Source organism: Flavobacterium sp. MDT1-60 (assembly GCF_014844035.1).
Lineage (GTDB): Bacteria > Bacteroidota > Bacteroidia > Flavobacteriales > Flavobacteriaceae > Flavobacterium.
The window spans coordinates 15,746-39,363 of record NZ_CP062159.1; the positions used below are offsets into that span (position 1 = coordinate 15,746).

General features: G+C 34.6%; 17 protein-coding genes, 1 pseudogene and 1 riboswitch. Of the genes and pseudogenes, 4 read left to right on the forward strand and 14 right to left on the reverse strand.

The genetic code is table 11. From position 1 onward, the window contains the following. Positions 1-277 precede the first annotated feature (277 nt). Positions 278-2,065, forward strand: a complete 1,788-nt coding sequence (locus tag IHE43_RS00060; protein ID WP_192186113.1) for a 1-deoxy-D-xylulose-5-phosphate synthase — start codon at positions 278-280, stop codon at positions 2,063-2,065. Positions 2,066-2,100: 35 nt separating this feature from the next. Beyond that, complete coding sequence (locus IHE43_RS00065) at positions 2,101-3,102, forward strand: DUF3078 domain-containing protein (RefSeq protein ID WP_192186114.1); 1,002 nt, start codon at positions 2,101-2,103, stop codon at positions 3,100-3,102. A 99-nt stretch (positions 3,103-3,201) separates the two neighbouring features. Here the strand turns inward: IHE43_RS00065 and IHE43_RS00070 are convergent, their stop codons facing one another. Together IHE43_RS00070 and IHE43_RS00075 are read right to left on the reverse strand one after the other, a co-directional pair. Then, positions 3,202-4,548 (reverse strand): deoxyguanosinetriphosphate triphosphohydrolase, encoded by a 1,347-nt coding sequence (locus IHE43_RS00070; RefSeq protein ID WP_192186115.1) that lies wholly within the window; start codon positions 4,546-4,548, stop codon positions 3,202-3,204. A gap of 277 nt (positions 4,549-4,825) precedes the next feature. After that, positions 4,826-5,287, reverse strand: coding sequence for an Lrp/AsnC family transcriptional regulator (locus IHE43_RS00075; protein WP_192186116.1), 462 nt, complete (start codon positions 5,285-5,287; stop codon positions 4,826-4,828). Positions 5,288-5,444: 157 nt separating this feature from the next. On the opposite strand from IHE43_RS00075, the pseudogene metE reads away from it, so the two are divergent. Further along, a pseudogene (gene metE / locus IHE43_RS00080) lies at positions 5,445-7,768 on the forward strand (5-methyltetrahydropteroyltriglutamate--homocysteine S-methyltransferase). Positions 7,769-8,103: 335 nt separating this feature from the next. Here metE and IHE43_RS00085 read toward each other — a convergent pair. Beyond that, positions 8,104-8,682, reverse strand: a complete 579-nt coding sequence (locus IHE43_RS00085; protein ID WP_192186117.1) for an outer membrane beta-barrel protein — start codon at positions 8,680-8,682, stop codon at positions 8,104-8,106. A gap of 135 nt (positions 8,683-8,817) precedes the next feature. On the opposite strand from IHE43_RS00085, the gene gldA reads away from it, so the two are divergent. Further along, positions 8,818-9,714 carry a gliding motility-associated ABC transporter ATP-binding subunit GldA gene (gene gldA, locus IHE43_RS00090; RefSeq protein WP_192186118.1) on the forward strand — a complete coding sequence of 299 codons (897 nt, stop codon included), beginning with the start codon at positions 8,818-8,820 and terminating at the stop codon, positions 9,712-9,714. A gap of 63 nt (positions 9,715-9,777) precedes the next feature. On the opposite strand, the gene IHE43_RS00095 is transcribed toward gldA, so the two are convergent. The 11 genes from IHE43_RS00095 to IHE43_RS00145 all read right to left on the reverse strand — a co-directional run bounded on the left by IHE43_RS00095 (position 9,778) and on the right by IHE43_RS00145 (position 23,601). Then, positions 9,778-10,539: a hypothetical protein gene (locus tag IHE43_RS00095; RefSeq protein WP_192186119.1), complete on the reverse strand. Its 762-nt coding sequence runs from the start codon at positions 10,537-10,539 to the stop codon at positions 9,778-9,780. An 84-nt stretch (positions 10,540-10,623) separates the two neighbouring features. Beyond that, a complete protein-coding gene (locus tag IHE43_RS00100) occupies positions 10,624-11,121 on the reverse strand; it encodes an AraC family transcriptional regulator (RefSeq protein WP_192186120.1) in 498 nt (165 codons plus the stop codon). A gap of 236 nt (positions 11,122-11,357) precedes the next feature. Beyond that, positions 11,358-11,729, reverse strand: a complete 372-nt coding sequence (locus IHE43_RS00105) for a hypothetical protein (protein WP_192186121.1) — start codon at positions 11,727-11,729, stop codon at positions 11,358-11,360. A gap of 394 nt (positions 11,730-12,123) precedes the next feature. Beyond that, complete coding sequence (locus IHE43_RS00110) at positions 12,124-13,533, reverse strand: pyridoxal-dependent decarboxylase (protein WP_192186122.1); 1,410 nt, start codon at positions 13,531-13,533, stop codon at positions 12,124-12,126. A gap of 34 nt (positions 13,534-13,567) precedes the next feature. Next, complete coding sequence (locus IHE43_RS00115; protein ID WP_192186123.1) at positions 13,568-14,791, reverse strand: dicarboxylate/amino acid:cation symporter; 1,224 nt, start codon at positions 14,789-14,791, stop codon at positions 13,568-13,570. 82 nt (positions 14,792-14,873) lie between these two features. After that, positions 14,874-15,527, reverse strand: coding sequence for a class I SAM-dependent methyltransferase (locus IHE43_RS00120; RefSeq protein ID WP_192186124.1), 654 nt, complete (start codon positions 15,525-15,527; stop codon positions 14,874-14,876). A 130-nt stretch (positions 15,528-15,657) separates the two neighbouring features. Beyond that, on the reverse strand, positions 15,658-16,614 hold the full coding sequence (gene metF / locus IHE43_RS00125) for a methylenetetrahydrofolate reductase [NAD(P)H] (protein ID WP_192186125.1): 957 nt from the start codon (positions 16,612-16,614) through the stop codon (positions 15,658-15,660). Positions 16,615-16,773: 159 nt separating this feature from the next. Further along, positions 16,774-19,449 (reverse strand): methionine synthase, encoded by a 2,676-nt coding sequence (gene metH, locus IHE43_RS00130; protein ID WP_192186126.1) that lies wholly within the window; start codon positions 19,447-19,449, stop codon positions 16,774-16,776. A gap of 437 nt (positions 19,450-19,886) precedes the next feature. Further along, complete coding sequence (locus IHE43_RS00135) at positions 19,887-20,345, reverse strand: hypothetical protein (RefSeq protein WP_192186127.1); 459 nt, start codon at positions 20,343-20,345, stop codon at positions 19,887-19,889. A 3-nt stretch (positions 20,346-20,348) separates the two neighbouring features. Then, positions 20,349-21,353 carry a homocysteine S-methyltransferase family protein gene (locus tag IHE43_RS00140; protein ID WP_192186128.1) on the reverse strand — a complete coding sequence of 335 codons (1,005 nt, stop codon included), beginning with the start codon at positions 21,351-21,353 and terminating at the stop codon, positions 20,349-20,351. Positions 21,354-21,659: 306 nt separating this feature from the next. Next, positions 21,660-21,774: riboswitch (SAM riboswitch) on the reverse strand. Between the two features lie 774 nt (positions 21,775-22,548). Further along, a complete protein-coding gene (locus tag IHE43_RS00145; protein WP_121322507.1) occupies positions 22,549-23,601 on the reverse strand; it encodes an NAD(P)/FAD-dependent oxidoreductase in 1,053 nt (350 codons plus the stop codon). Positions 23,602-23,618 lie beyond the last annotated feature (17 nt).

Here is a 23,618-nt window from a genome sequence, read left to right on the forward strand (position 1 = left end):
ATTTAAAAAGCCTGAAAATATAAATAACAAAAACCTTAAAATTAATCTTTCGTTTGCAGTAGAAAAAAATGGCTCTGTTTCGTATCTTCAATCCGAACCAGCAATTGAACAGCCTTTAGAAAAAGAAATTATCAGAGTTTTAAGCTTATGCCCTAAATGGCAGCCGGGAGAATCAAACGGAAAAAAAATTAAGAGACAATATTCTTTACCAATTGTATTGCAATAGATCGCACAATAAAATTAAATTTAAAACCGTAAATTTGCTTTTTACCTTACAATGAAAAGCAATTTACTCTCCAACATATTCAATCCTGTCGATTTACGTCTTTTAAAAGAAGAACAGCTTCCAGAAGTTGCGCAGGAATTACGTCAATTTATAATTGATGTTGTTTCTGTGAAAGAAGGGCATTTGGGTGCCAGTTTAGGTGTTGTTGAATTGACAATTGCTTTGCATTATGTTTTTAATACTCCCGAAGATTTATTAGTTTGGGATGTTGGACATCAGGCGTACGGACATAAAATTTTGACCGAAAGAAGAGAAAACTTTCATACCAACAGACAAATTGGAGGCATTTCAGGTTTCCCTAAAAGAAGCGAAAGTATTTACGATACTTTTGGCGTTGGACATTCTTCAACTTCCATTTCTGCCGCTTTGGGAATGGCAATTGCTTCCCAGTTAAAAGGAGATTTCAACAAACAGCATATTGCAGTTATTGGCGACGCTTCAATTGCAAGCGGAATGGCTTTTGAAGGCCTAAATCATGCCGGCGTAACAGATGCTAACTTACTGGTTATTCTGAATGACAATGCTATCGGAATTGACCCTAGCGTTGGTGCACTTAAAAAATATCTTACTGCTGTAAAAGAAGGAAAAAATCCGAAGAAAAATAATATGATCAAGTCCCTGAATTTCGATTATTCAGGTCCAATTGACGGTCATGATCTTCCGGCTTTAATTAAAGAATTAAACAGATTAAAAAATATAAAAGGACCTAAATTCCTTCATATTGTTACTACCAAAGGAAAAGGTTTACAGCAAGCTGAAGAAAATCAGGTAAAATATCATGCCCCTGGAAAATTTGATGCTGCAACTGGAGAACTCCTTTTAAAATCAGAAGAAAATTTACCTCCAAAATATCAGGATGTTTTTGGTTTAACAATTTTAGATTTGGCCAAAAAGAATGATAAAATTATCGGAATAACACCTGCAATGCCATCAGGCAGCTCTTTAAAGTTTATGATGGATGAAATTCCCGAACGTGCTTTTGATGTGGGAATTGCAGAGCAACATGCCGTAACGCTTGCCGCGGGAATGGCAACTCAGGGCATGATTGTATATTGCAATATCTATTCGACATTTCTACAGCGCGCTTACGACCAAGTCATTCATGATGTGGCTTTGCAAAATCTACCCGTTATTTTTTGTTTAGACAGAGCTGGTTTGGTTGGTGAAGACGGCGCAACACATCATGGCGTTTTTGATATTGCTTATTTAAGAGCAATTCCGAATATGATTATCTATGCACCAATCAACGAAATTGCCCTCCAAAACATTTTATACACCGCTCAATTAGGACTAAATCACCCAATCGCAATTCGATATCCGCGTGGTCGAGGTGTTCTGCCAAAGTGGGAAGTAGAAAATTTCGGACATTATGAAAAAATTAAAATTGGCGAGGCAAACTGCCTAAAAAGCGGCACAAAAATTGCAGTTTTATCAACAGGAAGCATAGGCAATAATGTTATTGAAGCACTGAATGAATATTCAAATTCTAATGAGATTGCTCACTATGACTTCCCTTTTATTAAACCACTAGACAACAATGTTTTACACTCTGTTTTCTCTAATTTCAACCGCATAATTACTATCGAAGAAGCTACAATAAATGGAGGATTTGGAAGTGCTGTTTTAGAGTTTGCTGCGACAAATAATTACAAAAATGATATCCAAATTTTGGGTATTCCTGACGTATTTATTGAGCATGGAACCGTGAATCAATTGCAACAATTGTGTAAAATTGACGTTAAAAGTTTGGTAAATCTTTTTTCAACCGATTCAAAATAATTATTTTGCACAACCAAAATATTAAAACCAACCTAATGAAATTATTGCGTTCTACTCTTTTGTTGCTGTTACTTTTGTATACTTCAAATAACTTTGCTCAAATTATCCAAACCACTTTAGACCCTAATCAGTTGCCAAAACTGCCTTCTAACTGGACTAAAAAAAATCAATTGGGTTTTGATATTTCAGAAATTGCTTTTGTGAACTGGAGTGCCGGGGGAACAAGTTCTATTTCAGGTTTATTTAAAGGTGAATTTGGAAGAACTTATGCTAAAGGAAATCACAAATGGGTAAACGAACTTATTGTAAAATACGGTTTAAATAAACAAGACGGTACCGAACTAAGAAAAACTGACGATGCACTTCTTGTTAACTCCACTTACGGATTTAGAAAAGATACTATCTCAAATTGGTATTATTCGGCGAAATTTAATTTCAATACACAATTTTCGAATGGTTATAATTATCCAAACAGAGATATCGCCATTTCGAAACCTTTTGCACCAGCCTATATCTTTTTAGGAGCCGGAGCTGAAAATTCAAACAAAAAGAAAAACAGAACATTTTACTTCTCTCCAATTACTTTAAAGACGACTTTAGTACTGGATGACTACCTGGCCAATCAGGGATCTTTTGGTGTTAAAAAAGCAGTTTATGCACCAGATCCTCTTGATCCTACCGCTAAGATATTAGTTGAAGAAGGACAAAAGGTAAAAGCCGAATTTGGTATTTTGCTTACCGGATACATGAAAAGCGAAATTTATAAAAATATATTTTACGAAAACAGATTAAGCCTTTATACCGATTATTTAAATAAATTCGGAAACGTCGATGTTGATTATGATACACGTTTAGATCTTGTCGTAAATGCATATGTAAAAGCAAATATTGGTTTACATTTAGTATATGATGATGATATTAAGACTAAAAAGGATGTTGTTGATCCAACTACCGGAGCAACAACCCAAGTAAATGACGGTCCAAGAGCCCAGTTGAGACAAGTTTTAGGAGTTGGTTTGGTTTATGCTTTTCAATAACAAAAATAGTATTTCTCAATGCAAGAGAATAAAAAAATCACCGCATAAAAATGATGTTTTTATAGGGTGATTTTTTTATTTAAACCTAATTGGTTCTATTTAATTATTTTTTCTCCCGTTAATTGTTTCAAACAATTCCAGCGCATTTCCATCCGTTAAAAGCGAAACATAATGACAGATATGAAGCAGACGTTCATATAAATTACCTTTGTCTAAATGATGTTTTTCCGGCAGCATTTTCAAAATCAGTTTATCGTAGTTTGAAGCCGTTCCGTCATATTTATTATTGAATGCTGTTATGAATTTATCCAGCAAAGTTTGAATAATCTGGTAACCCACAATTTCTTTTTCGATTACTTCTCGGCTCTGATAAATTTTCTCAATACTTAAGTTAATAATATCATTCATTTGCGCTTTGTATTTGCTTTTATCAGTTAAAGCAAAAGGAAATTGTCCAGCCAGAATTGCTTCTTCATTCTCCACAAAAACATCAACAGCATCATTAATCAAAGCACCAATTGCCAAAGCTCGTAAATAACTGATTCGGTCTTCTTTGGTTTCTAACAATTTATATTTGGCAACTCCAATATTATCTTTTACTAACTTAATTAGATATTCTAAAGCATAATCTTCTGATACTAACCCTAAGTTTATTCCATCTTCAAAATCGATAATCGTGTAGCAAATATCATCTGCAGCTTCCACCAAATAAGCTAAAGGATGTCTTTCGAAACCAATATCTCCATCAGATTTGTTGGGAATCATTCCCATATCATGGGCAACTTCTTCAAAAAACAATTTATCCGTTTGAAAGAAACCATATTTTTTGTCGGCAATATTGTTTGTTGGCTTTTTAGGAAGACTTTCTTTCGGATATTTCATAAAAGCACCTAAAGTAGCGTATGAAATCCTTAGTCCTCCTTCAATTCCTGGGCGGCTTGCAGTTAATACCGAAAAACCATTCGCATTTCCTTCAAAATCTATTAAATCCTGCCATTGTTTAGCCGTCAGTTTATCTTTGTATTTCAATCCATTTCCGATTGAAAAATATTCCCCAATTGCTTTTTCTCCCGAATGTCCGAAAGGTGGATTTCCAATATCATGAGCCAATGAAGCTGCAGCTACAATTGCTCCAAAATCATTCATATGATAGCCATGAATTTCTTTTAAATAAGGATATTTTTCGATAATTTTTTTTCCTACCAAACGTCCTAAAGAACGTCCAACAACCGAAACTTCTAAACTATGCGTTAATCGGGTATGCACAAAATCTGTTTTAGAAAGTGGAATAACCTGCGTTTTATCCTGTAAAGATCGAAATGCCGCGGAGAAAATAATTCTGTCATAATCAACTTCAAAACCTAATCGCGTGTCGTCTTGTTCTACACGTAATCTTTTGCTAGTATCGCCTTGGCGTTTTAGTGATAAAAGTTGTTCCCAGTTCATTTTTCTATTTTAGATTTCAGATTGTTGATTTTAGATTTAGGATCTAAACGTCAAAAATACATTTTATTTTAGGATAATATTGAATAAAAATAGGCCGCAGCTTAATTTGATTTAAAGATTAAATGTTTTGTTCGCCACGAATTTCCCGAATTTTCACCAATTATTTTAAGCACAATGATTTGTGAAAATTCGGGAAATTCGTGGCAAAAAAATCTACACTACATTATAAAAAAAATCATTTTAATCTGTGTAATCTGTGGCAAAAAAATTACTATTATTAAAACTCCAATGCTGTACTATGTTTAATTTCTCCCATTACAAAAATACTATTAGTGTTCCCTATGTTTTCAATTGTTGACAATTTATTCATTACAAAATCCTGATAACTAGTCATATCTTTGACTAAAATTTTCAGCATAAAGTCATAATCGCCGGCAATATTATAACATTCGATAATTTCAGGAAGTGCCACAATATCTTTTACAAAATTACTCCCAACATTTTTTGCGTGCTCTTTTAATCTAACATTACAAAAAACCGTCATTCCGCGATTCATTTTGTTTTTATCCAACAAGGCAACATATTTGGTAATATATCCGTCTCTTTCTAATCTTTTTATACGTTCATAAACTGGTGTTACAGTAAGAAATAATTTACTGGCAAGATCTTTTGTGTTGATATTTGAATTTTCCTGAAGGTGTTTCAATATCAATAAATCGGTTTTATCTAAATTTTCCATAGTAATTTTTACGGCTAAAGGTTCTTTAAAAAGAGTTTCACAGTATTATAATCTTAAAAAAACCATTTTTAAAAGACTATTTACTTAAATAATAACCAAATATAAGTTTTAAAATCTAATACAATAAATTTGTTCAGTAAAAAATACTGAATCAAAAATGAAAACAAATAATTTAGGTTATCCAAGAATTGGAAGCAACAGAGAACTAAAAAAAGCCTCTGAACTCTATTGGGCAGGAAAAATTTCTGTAGAAGAATTAATCGAAACCGGAAAAGACATTCGTCGCAGAAACTGGCATTTACAATCAGAAGCCGGAGTTGATTTGATCCCGTCTAACGATTTTTCTTTTTACGATCAGGTTCTGGATTTGACTTTAACTGTTGGAGCAATTCCGCAACGCTATCAGGAATTTGCTAAAACAAATTCGGCTATCGATTTGTATTTTGCCATGGCAAGAGGCGCGCAAAAAGACGGACAGGATGTTGTAGCGATGGAAATGACAAAATGGTTCGATACCAACTATCATTACATTGTTCCTGAATTCACAAAGAACCAAAAATTCGAATTGTTTTCTGAAAAAATAATCAATGAATTCAAAGAAGCAAATGCTTTAAAAATTGTCACAAAACCAGTTTTAATCGGACCAATCTCTTACTTACTTTTAGGAAAGGAAAAAGAAGAAGGTTTTCACCGAATTGATCTTATCGATAAATTGCTTCCGGTTTACTTCGAAATTTTCGAAAAGCTACAAGCAGAAAATGTGGAATATATTCAGTTAGACGAGCCTTTCTTAGCTTTAAATTTAACGGATAAAGAAAGAAATACTTTTACAGAAGTTTACAATGAAATCAATATTCGTTTTCCTAAAATTAAAATTATTTTAGCGAATTATTTTGATTGTTTCGGAGAGAATTTGGCAACTGCATTGGCTTTGCCGGTTGATACTTTCCATTTAGATTTAGTACGTTGTCCGTCTCAATTAGATGACATTTTAGAGTCCGGAAAATTGGCTTCAAATGCAAATCTTTCTTTGGGAGTTGTTGACGGAAGAAATATCTGGAAAAATGATTTCAAAAAGTCTTTAGAATTAATTAAAAAAGCAACTGGCACTTTAGGAGAAAACAGAATTCTCGTTGGTCCATCATGTTCTTTAATTCACAGTCCGTGCGATTTAGATTTAGAGACAAATGATGAAACGCTTACGCCGGAAATCAAACAATGGCTGGCTTTTGCTAAACAAAAAATCAACGAAATTATACTTTTAAAACAATTCGCTTCTAACGAAATTGATGTTAAAAATTCGATTGATTTTGAAAGAAACGTAATTGCAAATGATAACCGTAAAACTTCAAAATTAATCCATAATAACGAAGTTAAAGCGCGTGTTGCCGGAATTACAGCATCTGATGACAAACGTAAAAGCACTTTTGCAACAAGAAGAAAAAGCCAGATTGAGGCTTTAGATTTGCCTTTATTCCCAACAACCACAATTGGTTCTTTCCCTCAAACAGCTGAAGTGAGAAGCTGGAGAGCAAAATTTAAAAAAGGTGAATTAACTACAGAACAATACAACGATTTAATCGAAAAAGAAACCGAAGCGACAATCCGTTTTCAGGAAGAAACCGGAATTGATGTTTTGGTTCACGGAGAATTTGAGCGTAATGATATGGTTGAATATTTTGGCGAACAATTGTCTGGATTTACATTTACTAAAAATGGCTGGGTTCAGAGTTACGGAAGTCGTTGCGTGAAACCTCCGGTTATTTATGGCGACGTTTCAAGACCAAATCCAATGACGGTAAAATGGTCAAAATACGCACAATCTTTGACTCCAAAATGGGTAAAAGGAATGTTGACTGGTCCGGTAACTATCTTACAATGGTCGTTTGTTCGAAACGATCAGCCACGTTCTGAAACTTGTACGCAAATTGCATTGGCAATTCGTGATGAAGTTGTAGACTTAGAAAAAGCCGGAATCAAAATTATTCAAATTGATGAGCCTGCGATTCGCGAAGGTTTGCCGTTGAGAAAGAAGAATGGGCAAATTATTTAGATTGGGCTGTAAAAGCGTTCCGAATTTCTGCAAGCGGTGTTCAGGACGACACGCAAATTCACACACATATGTGTTACAGTGAATTTAACGACATCATTCAGAATATCGCTGATATGGATGCCGATGTTATCACAATTGAATGTTCACGTTCTCAAATGGAACTTTTAGATGCTTTTGCCAACTTTAAATATCCAAACGAAATTGGACCTGGAGTTTATGATATTCACTCGCCACGTGTGCCTTCAAGTGCTGAAATGGTTCGTTTGCTGGAAAAAGCTTCGGCTGTAATTCCGATAGATCAATTATGGGTAAATCCGGATTGTGGTTTAAAAACACGTCATTGGGATGAAACTAAAAAAGCTTTAATCGAAATGGTTGCTGCCGCTCAGGAAATGAGAGCTGCCGTTGAAAACGGCGCAACCGTATAATTTCATTTGAATATATTTTTGTTTTTTAGTGCCAACAAGTGGAATCGAAAATTCTTGTAGTTATGATTTAGTTTCGATTTCATTTTTGTTGGCATTTTTATTTTCAATTAGAAAGATCTTATTTTAATTTTTTGAAGCAGAAATTTTCGTTTCCAAAACACGTTCAGTCCCGCTATCCGCTATATCTTTTTCTGTCCGCCGCGGCGGACAGAAAAAGGATATCGCTTCTATCGGGGCTAAATAAGAATGTTTTATTTTCATAAGATTTCAGGCAAAAAACAAAAAAGCATCCGCGGCGGCGGATGCTTTTTCAAAATTGAATATATAATCTAAGATTAGAAATTTTTAGAAACCCCAATATTAAATGTTTTACCAAAATTAAAATCGAAGTTTTTATATTCTGGACCGTTGTTTTCGTAGTTTATTGTGCCATAGCTTAAACCTCCAATATTAAAGTTTAGACCAAAACCTTTTTTCATATTGATAAAAAGAGCTGGTGTTACACCAACATACATACCGTCACCTTTCGCAGTTGTAGTAATTGGTCCTGCATACGTTTTGTCTTTTTCACTTTGATAGCCTAATCCTAATTCAGCAAAGAATGAAAAAGTTGGATTCAATGGCATTGTGTAACGTAAAAATGCACCTAATTTCGTAGTATTAAATCTGTCTTCGTTTGTTCCTTGTTCGGTTTTAGAAGAACCAAAAGAAGCTTCACCTCCAACAGTCCAATTTTCATGAAACTGGTAACCTACCTTCGGAGAAAAATCAAATTCATTGTTTTTTACTTCGTTATTACCAAGAGTTCTTGTTTCTGAAGAATAACCAATACTTCCACCTACTAAGATTGTTCCTTTTTGAGCATTTGCAAAACTGCAGATAGCCAATGCAGCCATCACTAGAATTTTTTTCATAATTGAAATTTATTTTATTTTAGCATTCCTTTAACAATAACGATGCCGTTGTTTGGGCTAAAAATTAAATTCTTTACAGAGCAAATTTTAGCAATCAAAACTATTTCTGTTTACTTTTGTAGCAAATAAAAAGTCATGTCGATAGAAGTAAACAGTATATCAAAAAGTTACGGAGCGCAAAAAGCTTTAAATGAAATTTCTTTTAAAATTGAAAAAGGAGAGATCGTAGGATTCTTAGGGCCAAACGGTGCCGGAAAATCTACATTGATGAAAATTTTGACTACATATTTACTTGCAGATTCTGGCGCAGCCCTTGTAAATGGTCATGATGTCATGACAAACGCAAAAGCAGTTCAGCGTTCTATTGGCTATTTACCGGAGCATAATCCTTTGTATTTGGATTTGTATGTTCGTGAGTATTTGGCTTTTAATGCCGATGTTTATAAAGTTCCGAAATCAAGAATTGAAGAAGTTATTCAACTGACAGGCCTGTCAGCTGAAAGTCATAAAAAAATTGCACAGCTGTCTAAAGGATACCGCCAGCGTGTGGGACTTGCCAATGCTTTATTACACAATCCGGATGTTTTAATTTTGGACGAACCAACTACCGGTCTGGATCCGAATCAGTTAATGGAAATTCGAAATGTGATTAAAAATGTCGGGAAAGATAAAACAGTTTTTCTGTCAACACATATCATGCAGGAAGTGGAAGCCATTTGTGATCGTGTCATTATTATTGACAAAGGACAAATCGTTGCTGATAAAAAATTAGATCATTTAGTTTCTGAAGACAAACAACAAGTTATCGAAGTTGAATTTGATTATCAGGTAGAAGAACAACTTTTAGCAAAGCTTCCAAATATTACTTCATATAAAAACACTCACGATATGATCTGGGAATTAACTTTTGTAGCGGATAAAGATATGCGTCCGGCTATTTTTGATTTTGCCAACGAAAATGGTTTGAAAACCTTACAATTGAACCAGAAGAATAAAAACCTGGAGGCTGTTTTTAGAGAAATTACGAAGTAGTTTTCAGTAGCAGTTTTCAGTTTACATATAAAAGCTCGTTTAAAGTATTAAACAAGCTTTTTTTTATTTCATTAAATTCTTCAGATAGATTGTAAATAATAACGATAGCACTATAGCTGAAAGTCGCAGCATGTTTTTCGGAAAAAATCCATTGACATCAACTGATTGTAAATTCGATTTTGATTTAAAGAAAAAATCAATCAATTTCTTTGAATCCAATAAAATCAGATATAAAACACCAATCGTTAATAATATCGACTGCAACAAAGCACCTGCATTCATGTGATAAAAAATATTGATTAAAGTCAGATTAAACAACAATGAGATCAATAGTATTGATCCAATTAACAATGTTCTCCTAAACAGTAACAAATAACTCCCAATGATTTGAGTTACTGCTATTATAATTCCAAAAGCATGTGAATATCCAAAATAAAACCAGGTTAACCATTCTCCTGATTGCTGATTCATGGGCATATTGGAGATTTCTGACGGAACAATAAATTGAAGTCCGTAGAACTTTTTCCAACCAAAACTGGCTATATTAAAAGCGATGCAATATCGAATACCACTATATAAAATGGCATAGACTTTAGTACTATTTATTTTTTGTTTTTGTTCCAAAAAATGCCACCCAAACGGAAATAAAATTGAAAGTAGTAATGAAACTCCAACTCCCGAAAAAACTAAAACCGGTGGCAGCCAGGGAATATTACCTCCATTTCCAAGCAATAATAACAAAGCTGAAAACTCAAGGCCGAGAATTAAAGAAGCGCTAATTTTTTTTAGAATTGAATTCGAAATTTTCAAAGATTGTTCTAACATGGTTTTTTATTTTTGAGTTAATATCCAGCAAATTTGAATATTAATCAAAAACCAAATGTTCCGATGTACCCTTTCGAACAGATTTTAAGCTTCTTTTTTAATCAATGTAATATTAGATTTTACAAATTCTGTTGGAGACATACCAACATATTTTTTGAATGTAGTATTAAAAGTTGTTTTCGAATTAAAACCCGATTCATAAGCAATTCCTAATATGTTTAATTGACTGTATTTTTCAGACAACAATAACATTTTTGCCTCTTCGATACGATGTTTATTTATAAAATTATAGAAATTCTCCTGATACAATTCGTTGATTAAAAACGAAGTTTCGTTGCTGGTTGCTTCTAATTTTTTAGCCAATTTAGGCAGACTTAAATCATTGTCCAGATATAATTTTTCTGAGTGTAGGAGTGTTTTTAATTTTTCATTTAATTCACTCAGCCGGCTTTCTGAAACCCTTTTCGAGTTTTCTTTTTTATCTATTTTGATAGATGAAAGTTCATTTAATTCACTTTGATTAAAGTCAAAAATCTCCCGTTGCTGCAATGAAAAAAACGCCAGAAAAAAAACGCTAGACAAATACAGAAATGGTGTCAGATCAATTAGATTTTTTAAGCCGAAAAACATTAGATTAAACCACGCAAATACAATAACTAACAAAATCAAGAGAAAATATTCTAGCCACAGTAAATTATTTTTTTCAATAGAGGATGAAAATTGTTTTATGCTTTTTAAATGTTTTTGGAGTGTTGCAAAAGATAAAACCCAATAAATTAGTATCTGTAATGGCAATGCTGTCCTCAAAATAAAAAAAACTATTTTTCTTTCTTCCTCATCAAATTCAATATTTTTTCCAGTGACAAAAAATGGAATTCTGAAGATGAAAAATAATATAAAAGGTAAAAATGCCATAAATTTTTAGGCTTGAGTTTTTTACGGATCGAAGTAAAATGTAAAATACTGATATAAAGAAATGGTGCAGAAAGAAACCGGGATAACCCTATCATTTCAAACAGATTTGGATGGCTTAGATGAAAGCTTTTATAAAACAACGGTATTTCGAGCATTGCAAAACCCACTGTGGTAACAAACAATCCTAAAAATCTATTTGCAACTACATTTACTTTCCGAGCATAAGCAATCAGTAAGAACCCCAAAAGGAATGCCGCACCGCTTGTAATACCCATTATAATTGGAAAGTTTATCATGTCAAAATAATATTCTGGGTTTTAATGAATTGTATAGGGAAATACTTTTCTAAGATGATGTCCTTTTGTAATTTATTATTATCTCGTTTTCAAATTGTTAGATCTTTTTACAAAATTTGTCATTGTTTTTATTTAGACTTAATATAAATAGTGTTATATTTGCCTCGTGAAATATAAATAATACACAAATGACTTCTTTAATTCTACTGATACTTTCAATAGTAATTCTCAACATAACTCAGCATTTCAACTGATTGTTAGACAGTAAGTCAAAATGGTTTTTGTTTTTTAGATCCTTGTTTTTGTTTTTTTTTGATGTTATTAAAGAGCCTGTCTGTTCAACAGGCTCTTTTATTTTTTCTTATTAAAATAATTAAATTTCTAAATCCAAAATAGTGGCTTTCATTTCTTCCATCACTATTTTTATATCGTTTTCTGTTGTACGCCAATTTACAAATGAGGCCCTGATTCCTTTACGATTCTGATATACCGTTGGCGTCATAAATACTTTTCCTTTATCATTCAAAAGGGTCAAAAACTCGCTTACTTTTTCCTGATTGTGATTTCCCTTTAAGGTGAAACAAACGTTATTAAGACGTATGGGAGCCATCAATTCAAAATCTCCATTTTCAATTAAGGCATTACCAAAATACATCGCCAATGATGTGCTATTCTCCACAATATCGCAAAAACCCTCTTTCCCGTATGCTAATAATGAAAACCAAACCGGCAACGCTCTTAAACGCCTTGAATTTTCAGGCAACACATTCAAATAATTAAAATTCTCTAACGGATTTCCTAAATAAGGCGCATTCGAATTCTGAAAAGTTTCTATTTGTAAACTGGTATGCTCTTTTTTAATCAAATAAAAAGCACTTTCATAAGGTACATTCAGCCATTTATGACAATCAATTGTAATACTGTCTGCTCCTTCCCAGCCTTCAACCAAATGCTTAAATTTATCCGAAACTGCAGCAAATCCTCCAAAAGCAGCATCAATATGCCACCAGAATTTATACTTTTCTTTTAATTTTGAAATTGTCTGGAAATCATCAAAATCGGCTGTATTTACAGTTCCTGCACTTGAAATTAAGATGAAAGGCTTTCCATTTAAACTTTGAATATTTTTCTCCAAATCAGCAATATCAATAGCTTCACGATTGCCTTCAACAGTTTTAATTGTAGTGAAATTATTACTTCCAATCCCCAACATTGCCAATGATTTTATTGAAGAAGAATGTGGTGTGGCAGTAAGAATATTTATAGTTTCCGAAATTCCGCTTTTGGCAAAATCTTTTCCTAATTGATTCCCAAACCATTGTCTCGCTACGCCTAAACAAGTAAAATTCGACATTGTTGCGCCGGTTACAAATCCTCCCAAAAAAGAATTTGGCAAACTCAATAACTGCAACAGCAAATTGATAGTTTCAAATTCAATTAAAGCCGAGGCACCACCTTGTGCTTTTATAGCCTGAGTATTTTGATCATAAACCGAAGCCAGCCAATCACCCACAATTGAAGCAGGGGTTGAACCACCCGTAACAAACCCCCAATATCTTGGTCCCGGCGAAGCAACCATTAAAGGTGCTAATCGTTCATTAAATTCTGCGAGGGTAGCCAAAGAGCCTAAACCTAATTCGTTTAATTCTCTGCTATAATCAATTGATTTTTTATTAGAAGTTGCAACATTTTCCAGGTTGTTTAGAAAATCTATTCCTTGTTGTTTTGCTTCTTCTAAAATATTTCCGAAATCGTTGAGATCGTTTTGTAAGACTGAATTCATTATATTATTTTGAAATAGTTATAAATTTTATTTTTTACCATTTTGTTTTTTCGGAAAACCGCGAAATCACCATCGAACAAATCAAATCGCCATTTACGTTTAATAATGTTGCAATTGGATCAACCAATGTTCCTAAAATCATAGCGACGGGCAAAGCTTGTTCCATTGGCAATCCGTAAACGGTTATTGCCAAAACTTCTCCTATATAACCACCATTCGGAATTCCGCCTTCGACAATGGAAACAATCACTGTAATTCCTAAAGCTAAAAGTATGGTTGATGGCTCCGTAAAATCTTTCCCAAACATGGCAAAAAGAACCGTTATTTTTAAAATGGAAGACATGCTTGAACCGTCTTTATGCAAAGGCGCTCCAAGTGGAATAACGAGATTTCGAACATGTTTTGGTATGTTCATCTTTTCGGCCGCTTCCAAATTTGCAGGAATCGTTGCGATACTACTGCAAGTTCCGACTGCGGTTAAAGCTGGCGTAATATTATTGCTCCAAAATACAAGAAAAGCTCTTTTTCCACCTGCAACAAAAGCATACAAACTAAAAAATACAAAGAAGTAAAAAATGCAAGCTCCATAATAAACACCCAAAGGTTTGGCATAAACTCCAAATAACTGCGGTCCAAAAACTCCAACCTGATAGGCAAAATAAGCTCCCAAACCAATTGGCGCTAATTTCATAATCATGTTCAAAAGCTGCTTCATCACTTCATTTCCTGAATCCAAAAAACTTCTGAAAGCACTTCCTTTTTCTCCTGATTGCAAGCTTGCAAACCCAATTAAAAAAGAAAATATAATTAATGCGAGCATACTTTTTCGGGACAGTAATTCGAAGAAATCATTTACGGTCAACAATTGCGCGATTTGATCTCCAATACTCCCGGATTTTATATTTTCGACTGGAACTTTAGAAATGATGATATTTTGATGAATTGGAAAAAGATAAACAGCCAAAATCATTACGATAGCAGAAATTAGTATTGTTGTAAGAAAAACGACAATCATAATTACAAACAGTTTACCTAGTTTTTCAGTTCGCTCTAAATTGGCAATAGAAGAAGCAATTGTGAAAAATATAAGTGGAATAATAGCTGTAAAAAGCAAGTTTAGAAAAATATCACCGAGTGGTTTTATAACCAGGACATCTTTACCATAAAACAACCCTAAAATACTGCCGAGTATAATTCCGCCAAGGAGTAATAAAATACTGCTGTAGCTTTGCAGAAAATTGATTTTTTTAACGTCCATAATTTTTTAAAGTATTAGGATTTGCTGAAATGGAAACCTGAAATAAAAATCAATTAAATTACTCAAAAAAAGAGTTCAAAAACTATTTCTCTAAAACAATCGTAGTAAAGTCCCGATCAACCAATTCTCCTGTTCTCGTTTTTACTTTTTCGGTTAAAGTCTCTTTGTATAAGATTTTGAACAGCGTTTTCTGCACTAATTGCTCCACTTTTTCAGTGCTGTAAAGTTTAAACTCGAATTTGGTAAATGGAAGCTGTTTCATGAAACTTTCTTCTGCAAAAGTGATACAGAAAACTCCACCTGGTTTTAAAACCCTGTATATTTCTGAAAGCAATTTTTCTGGCTCCCTCCAAAAATAAATGGTGTTTACAGTGAATATTTTATCAAAAAAGGCATCTTCAAACGGAATTATATTTCCGTCGTAAAGCGAAAAGAAAGCTTGTTTTTGAGAGACAAAATTTCTGTTGATCTGGCGTGCTTCATGAAACATTAATTCAGACATTTCGAGTCCATAGTATTTCAGGTTCTCTCCTTGTTCGAATATAAATTCTACATGTCGCGCATTTCCGTGACCTAATTCTAAAATAGAACTTCCGGCTTTTATATTTAGATTCTGAACAGAATGACGCGTCATGTTGATGTTGGTTTCATGCATCATGTTGGCCATTTCTATCCCTTTTTCTCCTGTTGGATGTTTTAACTGAGAGGCGATTGCTTGTAATTCTTCTTTTTCCATAATGTTTAAAATTAAATTCCAAATTAAAAAAAATCCAAATTCCAAGCTTTCATTTCATTCCAAGGAATGAAAACTGTACTGGAACAACTTTGTCAAAGTTTAAAACTTTGACAAAGTTCAGTGTTTATCTTTAAAAAATCTGACTCGCAATCTGGCGAATATTCTCAGATTTCCCCATTGAATAATAATGCAAAACCGGAACTCCAGCCGCTTTTAATTCAAGAGATTGCTGAATCGCCCACTCGATTCCGACTTGTTTGATTTCAGCATTATTTTTACATTTATCAACAGCATCGATTAAATCTTCTGGTAAATCGATTCTGAAAATCTGCGGCAAAATCTGTAAATGCCTTTGAACAGCAATTGGCTTAATTCCAGGAATAATCGGAATTGTAATCCCTATTTCTCTTGCTTTTGCAACAAATTCAAAATATTTAGCATTATCAAAAAACATTTGTGTTACTACATAATCAGCACCTGCATCTACTTTTTCTTTTAATCTCTTTAAGTCAGATTGTAAAGATGGAGATTCTAAATGTTTCTCCGGATAACCTGCAACGCCAATACAAAAATCAGCTTTGTTGTCGATATCCATTACTTCATGCAGATATTTTCCGCAATTCAAATTATTGATTTGACGAACTAAATCTATAGCAAAACTATTCCCTCCCACTTTAGGAACAAAAGACTGTTCGTCTTTCATGGCATCTCCACGAAGTGCCATTACATTATTGATTCCCAAATATTGACAATCTACGAGCATATATTCTGTTTCTTCCTGTGTAAAACCACCACAAAGCAAATGCGGTACAGTATCTACATTGTATTTATGTTTTATAGAAGCGCAGATCCCAAGCGTTCCCGGACGCATACGAGTCAATTTTTTATCTAAAAGACCGTTTCCTTTGTCAATATAAATGTACTCTTCCCGCGAAGTCGTTACATCAATAAACGGTGGTTTAAACTCCATCAACGGATCGATATTATCGTATAATTCCTGAATACTTTTCCCTTTTTGAGGCGGAATAAGTTCAAATGAGAATAAGGTATTTCCTTTGGCGTTTTCTATATGTTCTGTTACTTTCATTATTTAAGTTATGAGTTATGAATTATGAGTTTTGAGTTGTTTGTGTAAAAAATCTGAATCAAAAAACATAATCAAATAATCTTCTTTTGTTTCAAGTTTCAGGTTCCAAGTTGCTTTAGAGAACCTGAAACTTGAAACTAAATAAACCTGAAACTATTTTTAGTCTGCTATATTAGGGTTTAACCATTTGCTTGCGTATTCAGTGGAGACATTACGACGTTTAGCGTAGTCTATCACCTGATCTTCTTTTATTTTTCCGAGTCCAAAATATTTACTTTTCGGATTTCCGAAGTAATATCCGGAAACGGATGATGCAGGCCACATTGCCATACTTTCCGTCAGCGTTACTCCAATTTCTTCAGCTACATTTAAGAGTTTCCAAATCGTTGGTTTCTCCAGGTGATCCGGACAAGCCGGGTATCCTGGCGCTGGACGAATTCCTTTATAATTTTCTTCGATTAAGTCTTCTGTCGAAAGTGATTCTTCGGCATCATAACCCCAAAAATCCTGACGTACTTTTTCGTGTAAATATTCGGCGAAAGCCTCAGCAAAACGATCGGCTAATGCTTTAACCATAATCGAATTATAATCGTCTAAATCTTTTTCGAATTCGGCTGCCCATTCATCAACACCAAAACCTGTTGTTACACAAAATGCTCCGATATAATCTGTAATTCCACTGTCTTTTGGTAAAATAAAATCAGACAAGGCAATGTTCGGAGCGCCTTTTGTTTTTTGTGACTGCTGACGAAGCGTTAAGAATTTCTCCAGAACTTTTCCGTTTTCATCACGCAATTCTATATCATCATCATCAACCTGATTGGCAGGGAAAATACCGTAAATACCTTTTGCCGTTAATTTTTTCTCTGCCAAAATCACTTTCAACATTTCCTGAGCATCGGCAAAAACAGAAGTTGCCTGTTCTCCCACAACCTCATCGGTCAAAATCGCCGGATATTTTCCGAACAATTCCCATGTTCTAAAAAACGGCGTCCAGTCGATATATGGAACCAAAACATCCAGATCAACTTCAATAGTTTGTGCTCCAATTACTTTTGGTTTGGTTGGCGTATATTCATCCCAGTCCAATTGTAATTTGTTTTTACGCGCTTGTTCAATCGTCAGGAAGTTTTTATCTCTTGATCGATTTAAAAACGTTTCTCTAAACGCATCGTACTCTGCACGAATATCGCTTGCATATATCTTACGGTTATGATCTAATAAATTTCCTGCAACCGTAACCGCTCTCGAAGCATCGTTTACGTGAATTACAGTTTCTCTATATTGCGGAGCGATTTTCACGGCGGTATGTGCACGCGAAGTCGTTGCTCCACCAATCATAATCGGTATTTTAATTCCTTGTTTGTCTAATTCTTTGGCCAAATAAACCATTTCGTCAAGCGAAGGCGTGATTAGTCCACTTAAACCGATAATGTCTACATTGTGTTCAATCGCAGCTGCAATAATTTTTTCCGGAGGCACCATAACGCCAAGATCTACAATCTCGTAATTGTTACAGGCCAAAACGACTGAAACGATATTTTTACCAATATCGTGAACGTCTCCTTTTACAGTTGCCATCAGGATTTTTCCATTTCCTTGTTTGTCTCCGGCTTGTTTGCTTGCTTCAATATATGGCAATAAATACGCAACCGCTTTTTTCATTACACGAGCTGATTTTACCACCTGTGGCAGGAACATTTTTCCACTTCCGAATAAATCTCCAACGACATTCATTCCGGTCATCAAATTGATTTCGATTACTTCGATTGGTTTTACAGCCGCTAAACGAGCTTCTTCAACATCAATTTCTATAAAAGCATCAACTCCCTTTACTAATGAATGCGTAATACGTTCCTGAACGGTTCCTAAACGCCATTCCTGAATCGCTTTTTCATCTGATTTTACTTCGCCTTTTACGTTTTCAGCAAAATCTAAAAGTCGCTCTGTCGCGTCGTCGCGTCTGTTCAGGATTACGTCTTCAACGTGTTCTAATAAGTCTTTTGGGATATCGTCATAAATCGAAAGCATTTCCGGATTCACGATTCCCATTGTCATTCCGTTCTGAATTGCGTGGTATAAAAACACCGAGTGCATAGCTTCACGAACCGTATCATTTCCTCTAAAAGAAAACGAAACGTTACTCACTCCACCACTAATATGCGCGTGAGGCAAGTTTTCGCGAACCCATTTTGTACCTCTAAAAAAGTCCAACGCGTTTAAGCGATGTTCTTCCATTCCGGTTGCAACGGGGAAAATATTCAAATCGAAAATAATATCCTGTGGAGGGAAACCAACTTTATTAACCAAAATATCATACGAACGCTGACAAATTTCAACTCGTCGATCAAAATTATCTGCCTGCCCTACTTCGTCAAAAGCCATAATGATCGCCGCCGCTCCGTAACGTTTGATTAATTTGGCGTGATGAATAAAGGCTTCTTCGCCTTCTTTCAACGAAATGGAGTTGACAACGCTTTTTCCTTGTACTACTTTAAGACCTGCTTCGATGATTTCCCATTTCGAGCTGTCGATCATAATCGGCACTCTCGAAATATCCGGTTCTGATGCAATTAAATTCAAAAATTTTGTCATTGCCTGAACACCATCAAGCATTCCTTCATCCATATTAATATCGATGATTTGTGCTCCACCTTCTACTTGTTGTCTTGCAATATCAAGCGCCTCGTCATATTTCTCTTCCTTGATTAAGCGAAGGAATTTTCGCGAACCCGTTACATTCGTACGTTCCCCAACGTTTACAAAAACACTTTCGGGCGTAATAATCAACGGTTCTAATCCTGCTAATACAAGGTCTCTTCTTTTTTCTGCCATTTTTTCTAAGTTACTAAGGCCCTAAGATTCTAAGGTTCTGAGTTTTTTTATTCTTGTGTTTTCCTGCAAGGTTTTCGAAACCTTGTAGGTATATTCGTTTTTAAATAATCTTATTTTGGGCGTGTTTCGCCGCGGCGAACCGGGCTATCCGTTACGTTACAAGTCCTCGACCAATTCCGTTATCACTCCATTGGTCTGTGGGCTTTTCACTTCTATCCCTCACGCGGTATCAGTTTCAAAAAACGATTTATATTTTTCACGATTTCAATTATCGTTGTTGAAATATTTTTTTTGCTACCAATCTGTCGTTCCTATGGAACTTTATTTTTGTATCTTTTCTCATCATCAACGGAATAAATTCCGTTGCTACCAACATTTCGTTCCTCTGGAACTTTTACTTAGTTCTCTTTATCAATCTTATGGAAACCATTGATTGGTTATTTCCATTTTGACTTTTCTATATATTTACAAGTAACTCCTGCATCATATATATAATATTTTGTTTTAGTAAAACCTGCTTTAACTAGTGTGAGTGAATCGGGACTTAATTCCTCTTCTAAAATAATATAATGCCCTTTTTCAGGGTTATTCAAATCATATTTTACTTTGTAAAACTTATTTATTAATTCATATTCATCACCTTCATATCCTCTCGTAGAAACTTCAGATAAAACTTTCTTATCTGAATAAAAGTAATATTTCAAAGAAGAGGTTTTATTTGCGTGTTCAATTCTAGTTGTAAATCCAATGGTTTCGCCTTTGAATGTCTCTTTATACCTTTGATATTTATTAGCGTTATTAGAGACAAAAAGGATAAATAAAATGACTATCGTCAAAAGCACAACTGACCATATCCATTTAGGCTTTTCATTAATCTCTTCTTTTTCTTCTAGCATTTCTTAAACCAATACCGGCGCCACACGTGGCTTATAATCTTTCGCAACCTCAGCAATTAATCGAATATGATCTGGAGTTGTTCCGCAACAACCACCAATTATGTTAATTAAATTATCGTCTAAATATTCTTTGATTAAGGCCTGAGTTTGTTCTGGCGTTTCATCATATTGTCCGAATGCGTTTGGCAAACCTGCATTTGGGTGTGCCGAAACATTGAACTGTGTATGCTGTGATAATGTTTTCAAATACGGTTTCAATAAATCGGCTCCAAGAGCACAATTAAATCCTACACTTAATAACGGAATATGTGATACTGAAATCAAAAACGCTTCAACTGTTTGCCCGGAAAGTGTTCTTCCAGAAGCATCGGTAATCGTTCCTGAAACCATGATTGGAATATCAAGATTACGTTCGTCTTTTACTTCTTCGATCGCGAAAAGTGCTGCTTTAGCATTTAAAGTATCGAAGATAGTTTCCACCAAAAGCAAATCACATCCGCCATCCATTAAGGCTTCAACTTGTTGTTTGTAAGCAATACGCAAATCATCAAAAGTTACAGCTCTGTAACCTGGATCGTTTACATCTGGCGACATACTTGCCGTTCTGTTGGTCGGTCCGATTGAACCGGCAACGAAACGTGGTTTGTTCGGATTTTTAGCAGTGAATTCATCTGCTACTTCACGGGCAATTTTAGCCGATTCATAGTTCAATTCGTAAACCAAATCTTCCAGGAAATAATCGGCCATACCGATCGTAGTTCCTGAAAAAGTATTGGTTTCTACGATGTCTGCACCAGCTTCAAAATAAGCAGCGTGAACATCGCGAATTGCTTGTGGTTGTGTTATGGATAGTAAATCATTGTTTCCTTTTAACGGATGCGGAAAATCTTTGAAACGCTCTCCTCTGAAATCTTCTTCTGAGAAATTATAGCGCTGCAACATTGTTCCCATTGCTCCATCAAGGATTAGGATATTTTTTTTAATTGCTTCCTGAATTGTTATTGCCATGTTATTTGCCTTTTGCCACGAAGACGCTAAGACACTAAGCTTTTTTTAATTATAATTCCGATTTTAAACCTAACAGGTTTAGTTCGATATCTTGATTCCAATTGATTCCAAGAATTCACTATTGCAGGCTAATTAGCCCCGATGGGAGCAAATATCCTTTTATCCGCCGTGGCGGATAAAAGATATTGCGGACAGCGGGAACGATGATGGCATAAATGCGCCAATGATTCGCTCATCATACTGTGAATTCAGTAAAATAATATTGTAAGGTTGTCAGGAAAAGTTGAGGAAATACTTTATGTATTTGTGTTATCTATCTTTAATACTATGAATTTGTATAAAGTAGAATTTAGCACCTTCTTTATGATAAAGGGTTGCTAAGGTTTCATCGGGTCTATCCCTCCGCCTTTCGTGATAACTTTCAATAAATTTAGGAACGGTGCAAAGGTATGAAATAGCCTTGCGACTTGCAAGTTTTTTTTTAAGGTTCTGAGGATCTAAGACACTAAGGGTCTCAGGTTAAAGTTTGTCTTATGTTTTTTCAAATATAGCCCACGGTTTCAACCGTGGGAGACGGATCGAAATTATGGATTGTGATCATGCATTGCGATATACATTGCGCTCCAGTGGTTAAAACCACTGGCTATGTTTTAAAAACATCTACAATAAAATTATTTACAACCTCCGTTTAAATTCTAATAATACCTTTTTTAATAAAGCTCCATTGGAGCATAATGTTTATAGCAAACAATTATGGGTTTAACCAAAGCTCCAGCGGAGCGATATGATTTTTATAAAAATTATATGTCCCTCGCTGGGGCTTTTCACAATAGATGCCATTAATTCTATAAACATGACATCCCTATGGGATTAAAAAAGCTCAAACTATTTAGTTTGGGCTTATATAAAAAAATTAGAACCTTAGTTAAATTCTAGCAATAACTTTTTAATAAAGCTCCATTGGAGCATAATGTTTATAGCAAACAATTATGGGTTTAACCAAAGCTCCAGCGGAGCGATATGATTTTTATAAATAATTATATGTCGCCCCGCTGGGGCTTTTCACAATAGATGCCATTAATTCTATAAACATGACATCCCTATGGGATTAAAAAAAGCCCAAACTTGATAACAAGTTTGAGCTTTTTATATGAATTCTTAGTCCCTTAGAACCTTATTATCTCAGTACCTTAGACTAAACTATCGCCTTCACAACTGCTTTCGGCGCTTCTTTACGTGTTCCGTCAAAACCGTCTACTCCGGAAACTGTTGTATATTTTAAAACATATTTTTTACCTGGATTGATAATTTGATATGCGGCCTGGCACATTAAAGTTGCTTCGTGAAAACCACAAAGAATCAATTTTAATTTTCCTGGGTACGTGTTTACGTCTCCAATTGCGAAGATTCCCGGAATGTTTGTCTGGTAATCTAAGGCATTATTTACTTTAATTGCATTTTTCTCGATATCCAGTCCCCAGTCTCCAATTGGACCCAATTTTGGTGTCAATCCGAAAAGTGGAATAAAGAAATCAGTTTCGATTTTACGGTGTGCGCCGTTTTCTTCGATATCTAAAGATTCAACATGCTCAGCACCATTAATTCCGATTACTTCTGCCGGTGTAATTAATTTGATCTTTCCAGACGTTTTTAATTCCTGTACTTTTTCTACAGAATCAAGAGCTCCTCTAAATTCATTTCTTCTGTGAATCAAGGTTACTTCTGAAGCTACATTCGCTAGGAAAATACTCCAGTCCAAAGCTGAATCTCCTCCTCCGGCAATAACAACTCTTTTATCTCTGAATTTCTCCGGATTTTTGATGAAGTATTTTACTCCTTTATCTTCATAAAACTCGATATCTTCAATAAGTGGCTTGCGTGGCTCAAAACTTCCTAAACCTCCAGCGATAGCGATTACCGGCGCGTGGAATTTAGTCCCTTTATTTGATGTTACAATGAAACTTCCGTCTTCTTGTTTGTCGATTGTTTCAGCTCTTTCTCCTAATGTATAACCTGGCTCAAACTGCTTAATTTGTTCTTGTAAGTTATCAATTAAATCTCCTGCTAAAACTTCCGGAAAACCAGGGATATCATAAATAGGCTTTTTTGGATACAATTCTGAAAGTTGTCCTCCTGCTTGTGGCAATGCATCTAAAATATGACATTTTAATTTCAATAATCCTGCCTCAAAAACGGCAAATAAACCTGTAGGGCCTGCTCCAATTATTAGTATATCTGTTTTAATCATTATGGTTGTTGTTTATA

What these genes read in the sequence shown, in the direction of transcription:
- metH (WP_192186126.1), bottom strand. Translation starts at nt 19,449, where the DNA reads ATGGCAGAAAAAAGAAGAGACCTTGTATTAGCAGGATTAGAACCGTTG.
- IHE43_RS00095 (WP_192186119.1), bottom strand. Translation starts at nt 10,539, where the DNA reads ATGTTAGAACAATCTTTGAAAATTTCGAATTCAATTCTAAAAAAAATT.
- IHE43_RS00135 (WP_192186127.1), bottom strand. Translation starts at nt 20,345, where the DNA reads ATGCTAGAAGAAAAAGAAGAGATTAATGAAAAGCCTAAATGGATATGG.
- IHE43_RS00085 (WP_192186117.1), bottom strand. Translation starts at nt 8,682, where the DNA reads ATGAAAAAAATTCTAGTGATGGCTGCATTGGCTATCTGCAGTTTTGCA.
- IHE43_RS00110 (WP_192186122.1), bottom strand. Translation starts at nt 13,533, where the DNA reads ATGAATTCAGTCTTACAAAACGATCTCAACGATTTCGGAAATATTTTA.
- IHE43_RS00145 (WP_121322507.1), bottom strand. Translation starts at nt 23,601, where the DNA reads ATGATTAAAACAGATATACTAATAATTGGAGCAGGCCCTACAGGTTTA.
- IHE43_RS00105 (WP_192186121.1), bottom strand. Translation starts at nt 11,729, where the DNA reads ATGGGTATTACAAGCGGTGCGGCATTCCTTTTGGGGTTCTTACTGATT.
- IHE43_RS00075 (WP_192186116.1), bottom strand. Translation starts at nt 5,287, where the DNA reads ATGGAAAATTTAGATAAAACCGATTTATTGATATTGAAACACCTTCAG.
- metF (WP_192186125.1), bottom strand. Translation starts at nt 16,614, where the DNA reads ATGAAAGTAACAGAACATATAGAAAACGCCAAAGGAAATACCTTATTC.
- IHE43_RS00140 (WP_192186128.1), bottom strand. Translation starts at nt 21,353, where the DNA reads ATGGCAATAACAATTCAGGAAGCAATTAAAAAAAATATCCTAATCCTT.
- IHE43_RS00060 (WP_192186113.1), top strand. Translation starts at nt 278, where the DNA reads ATGAAAAGCAATTTACTCTCCAACATATTCAATCCTGTCGATTTACGT.
- IHE43_RS00065 (WP_192186114.1), top strand. Translation starts at nt 2,101, where the DNA reads ATGAAATTATTGCGTTCTACTCTTTTGTTGCTGTTACTTTTGTATACT.
- IHE43_RS00070 (WP_192186115.1), bottom strand. Translation starts at nt 4,548, where the DNA reads ATGAACTGGGAACAACTTTTATCACTAAAACGCCAAGGCGATACTAGC.
- gldA (WP_192186118.1), top strand. Translation starts at nt 8,818, where the DNA reads ATGTCGATAGAAGTAAACAGTATATCAAAAAGTTACGGAGCGCAAAAA.
- IHE43_RS00120 (WP_192186124.1), bottom strand. Translation starts at nt 15,527, where the DNA reads ATGGAAAAAGAAGAATTACAAGCAATCGCCTCTCAGTTAAAACATCCA.
- IHE43_RS00115 (WP_192186123.1), bottom strand. Translation starts at nt 14,791, where the DNA reads ATGGACGTTAAAAAAATCAATTTTCTGCAAAGCTACAGCAGTATTTTA.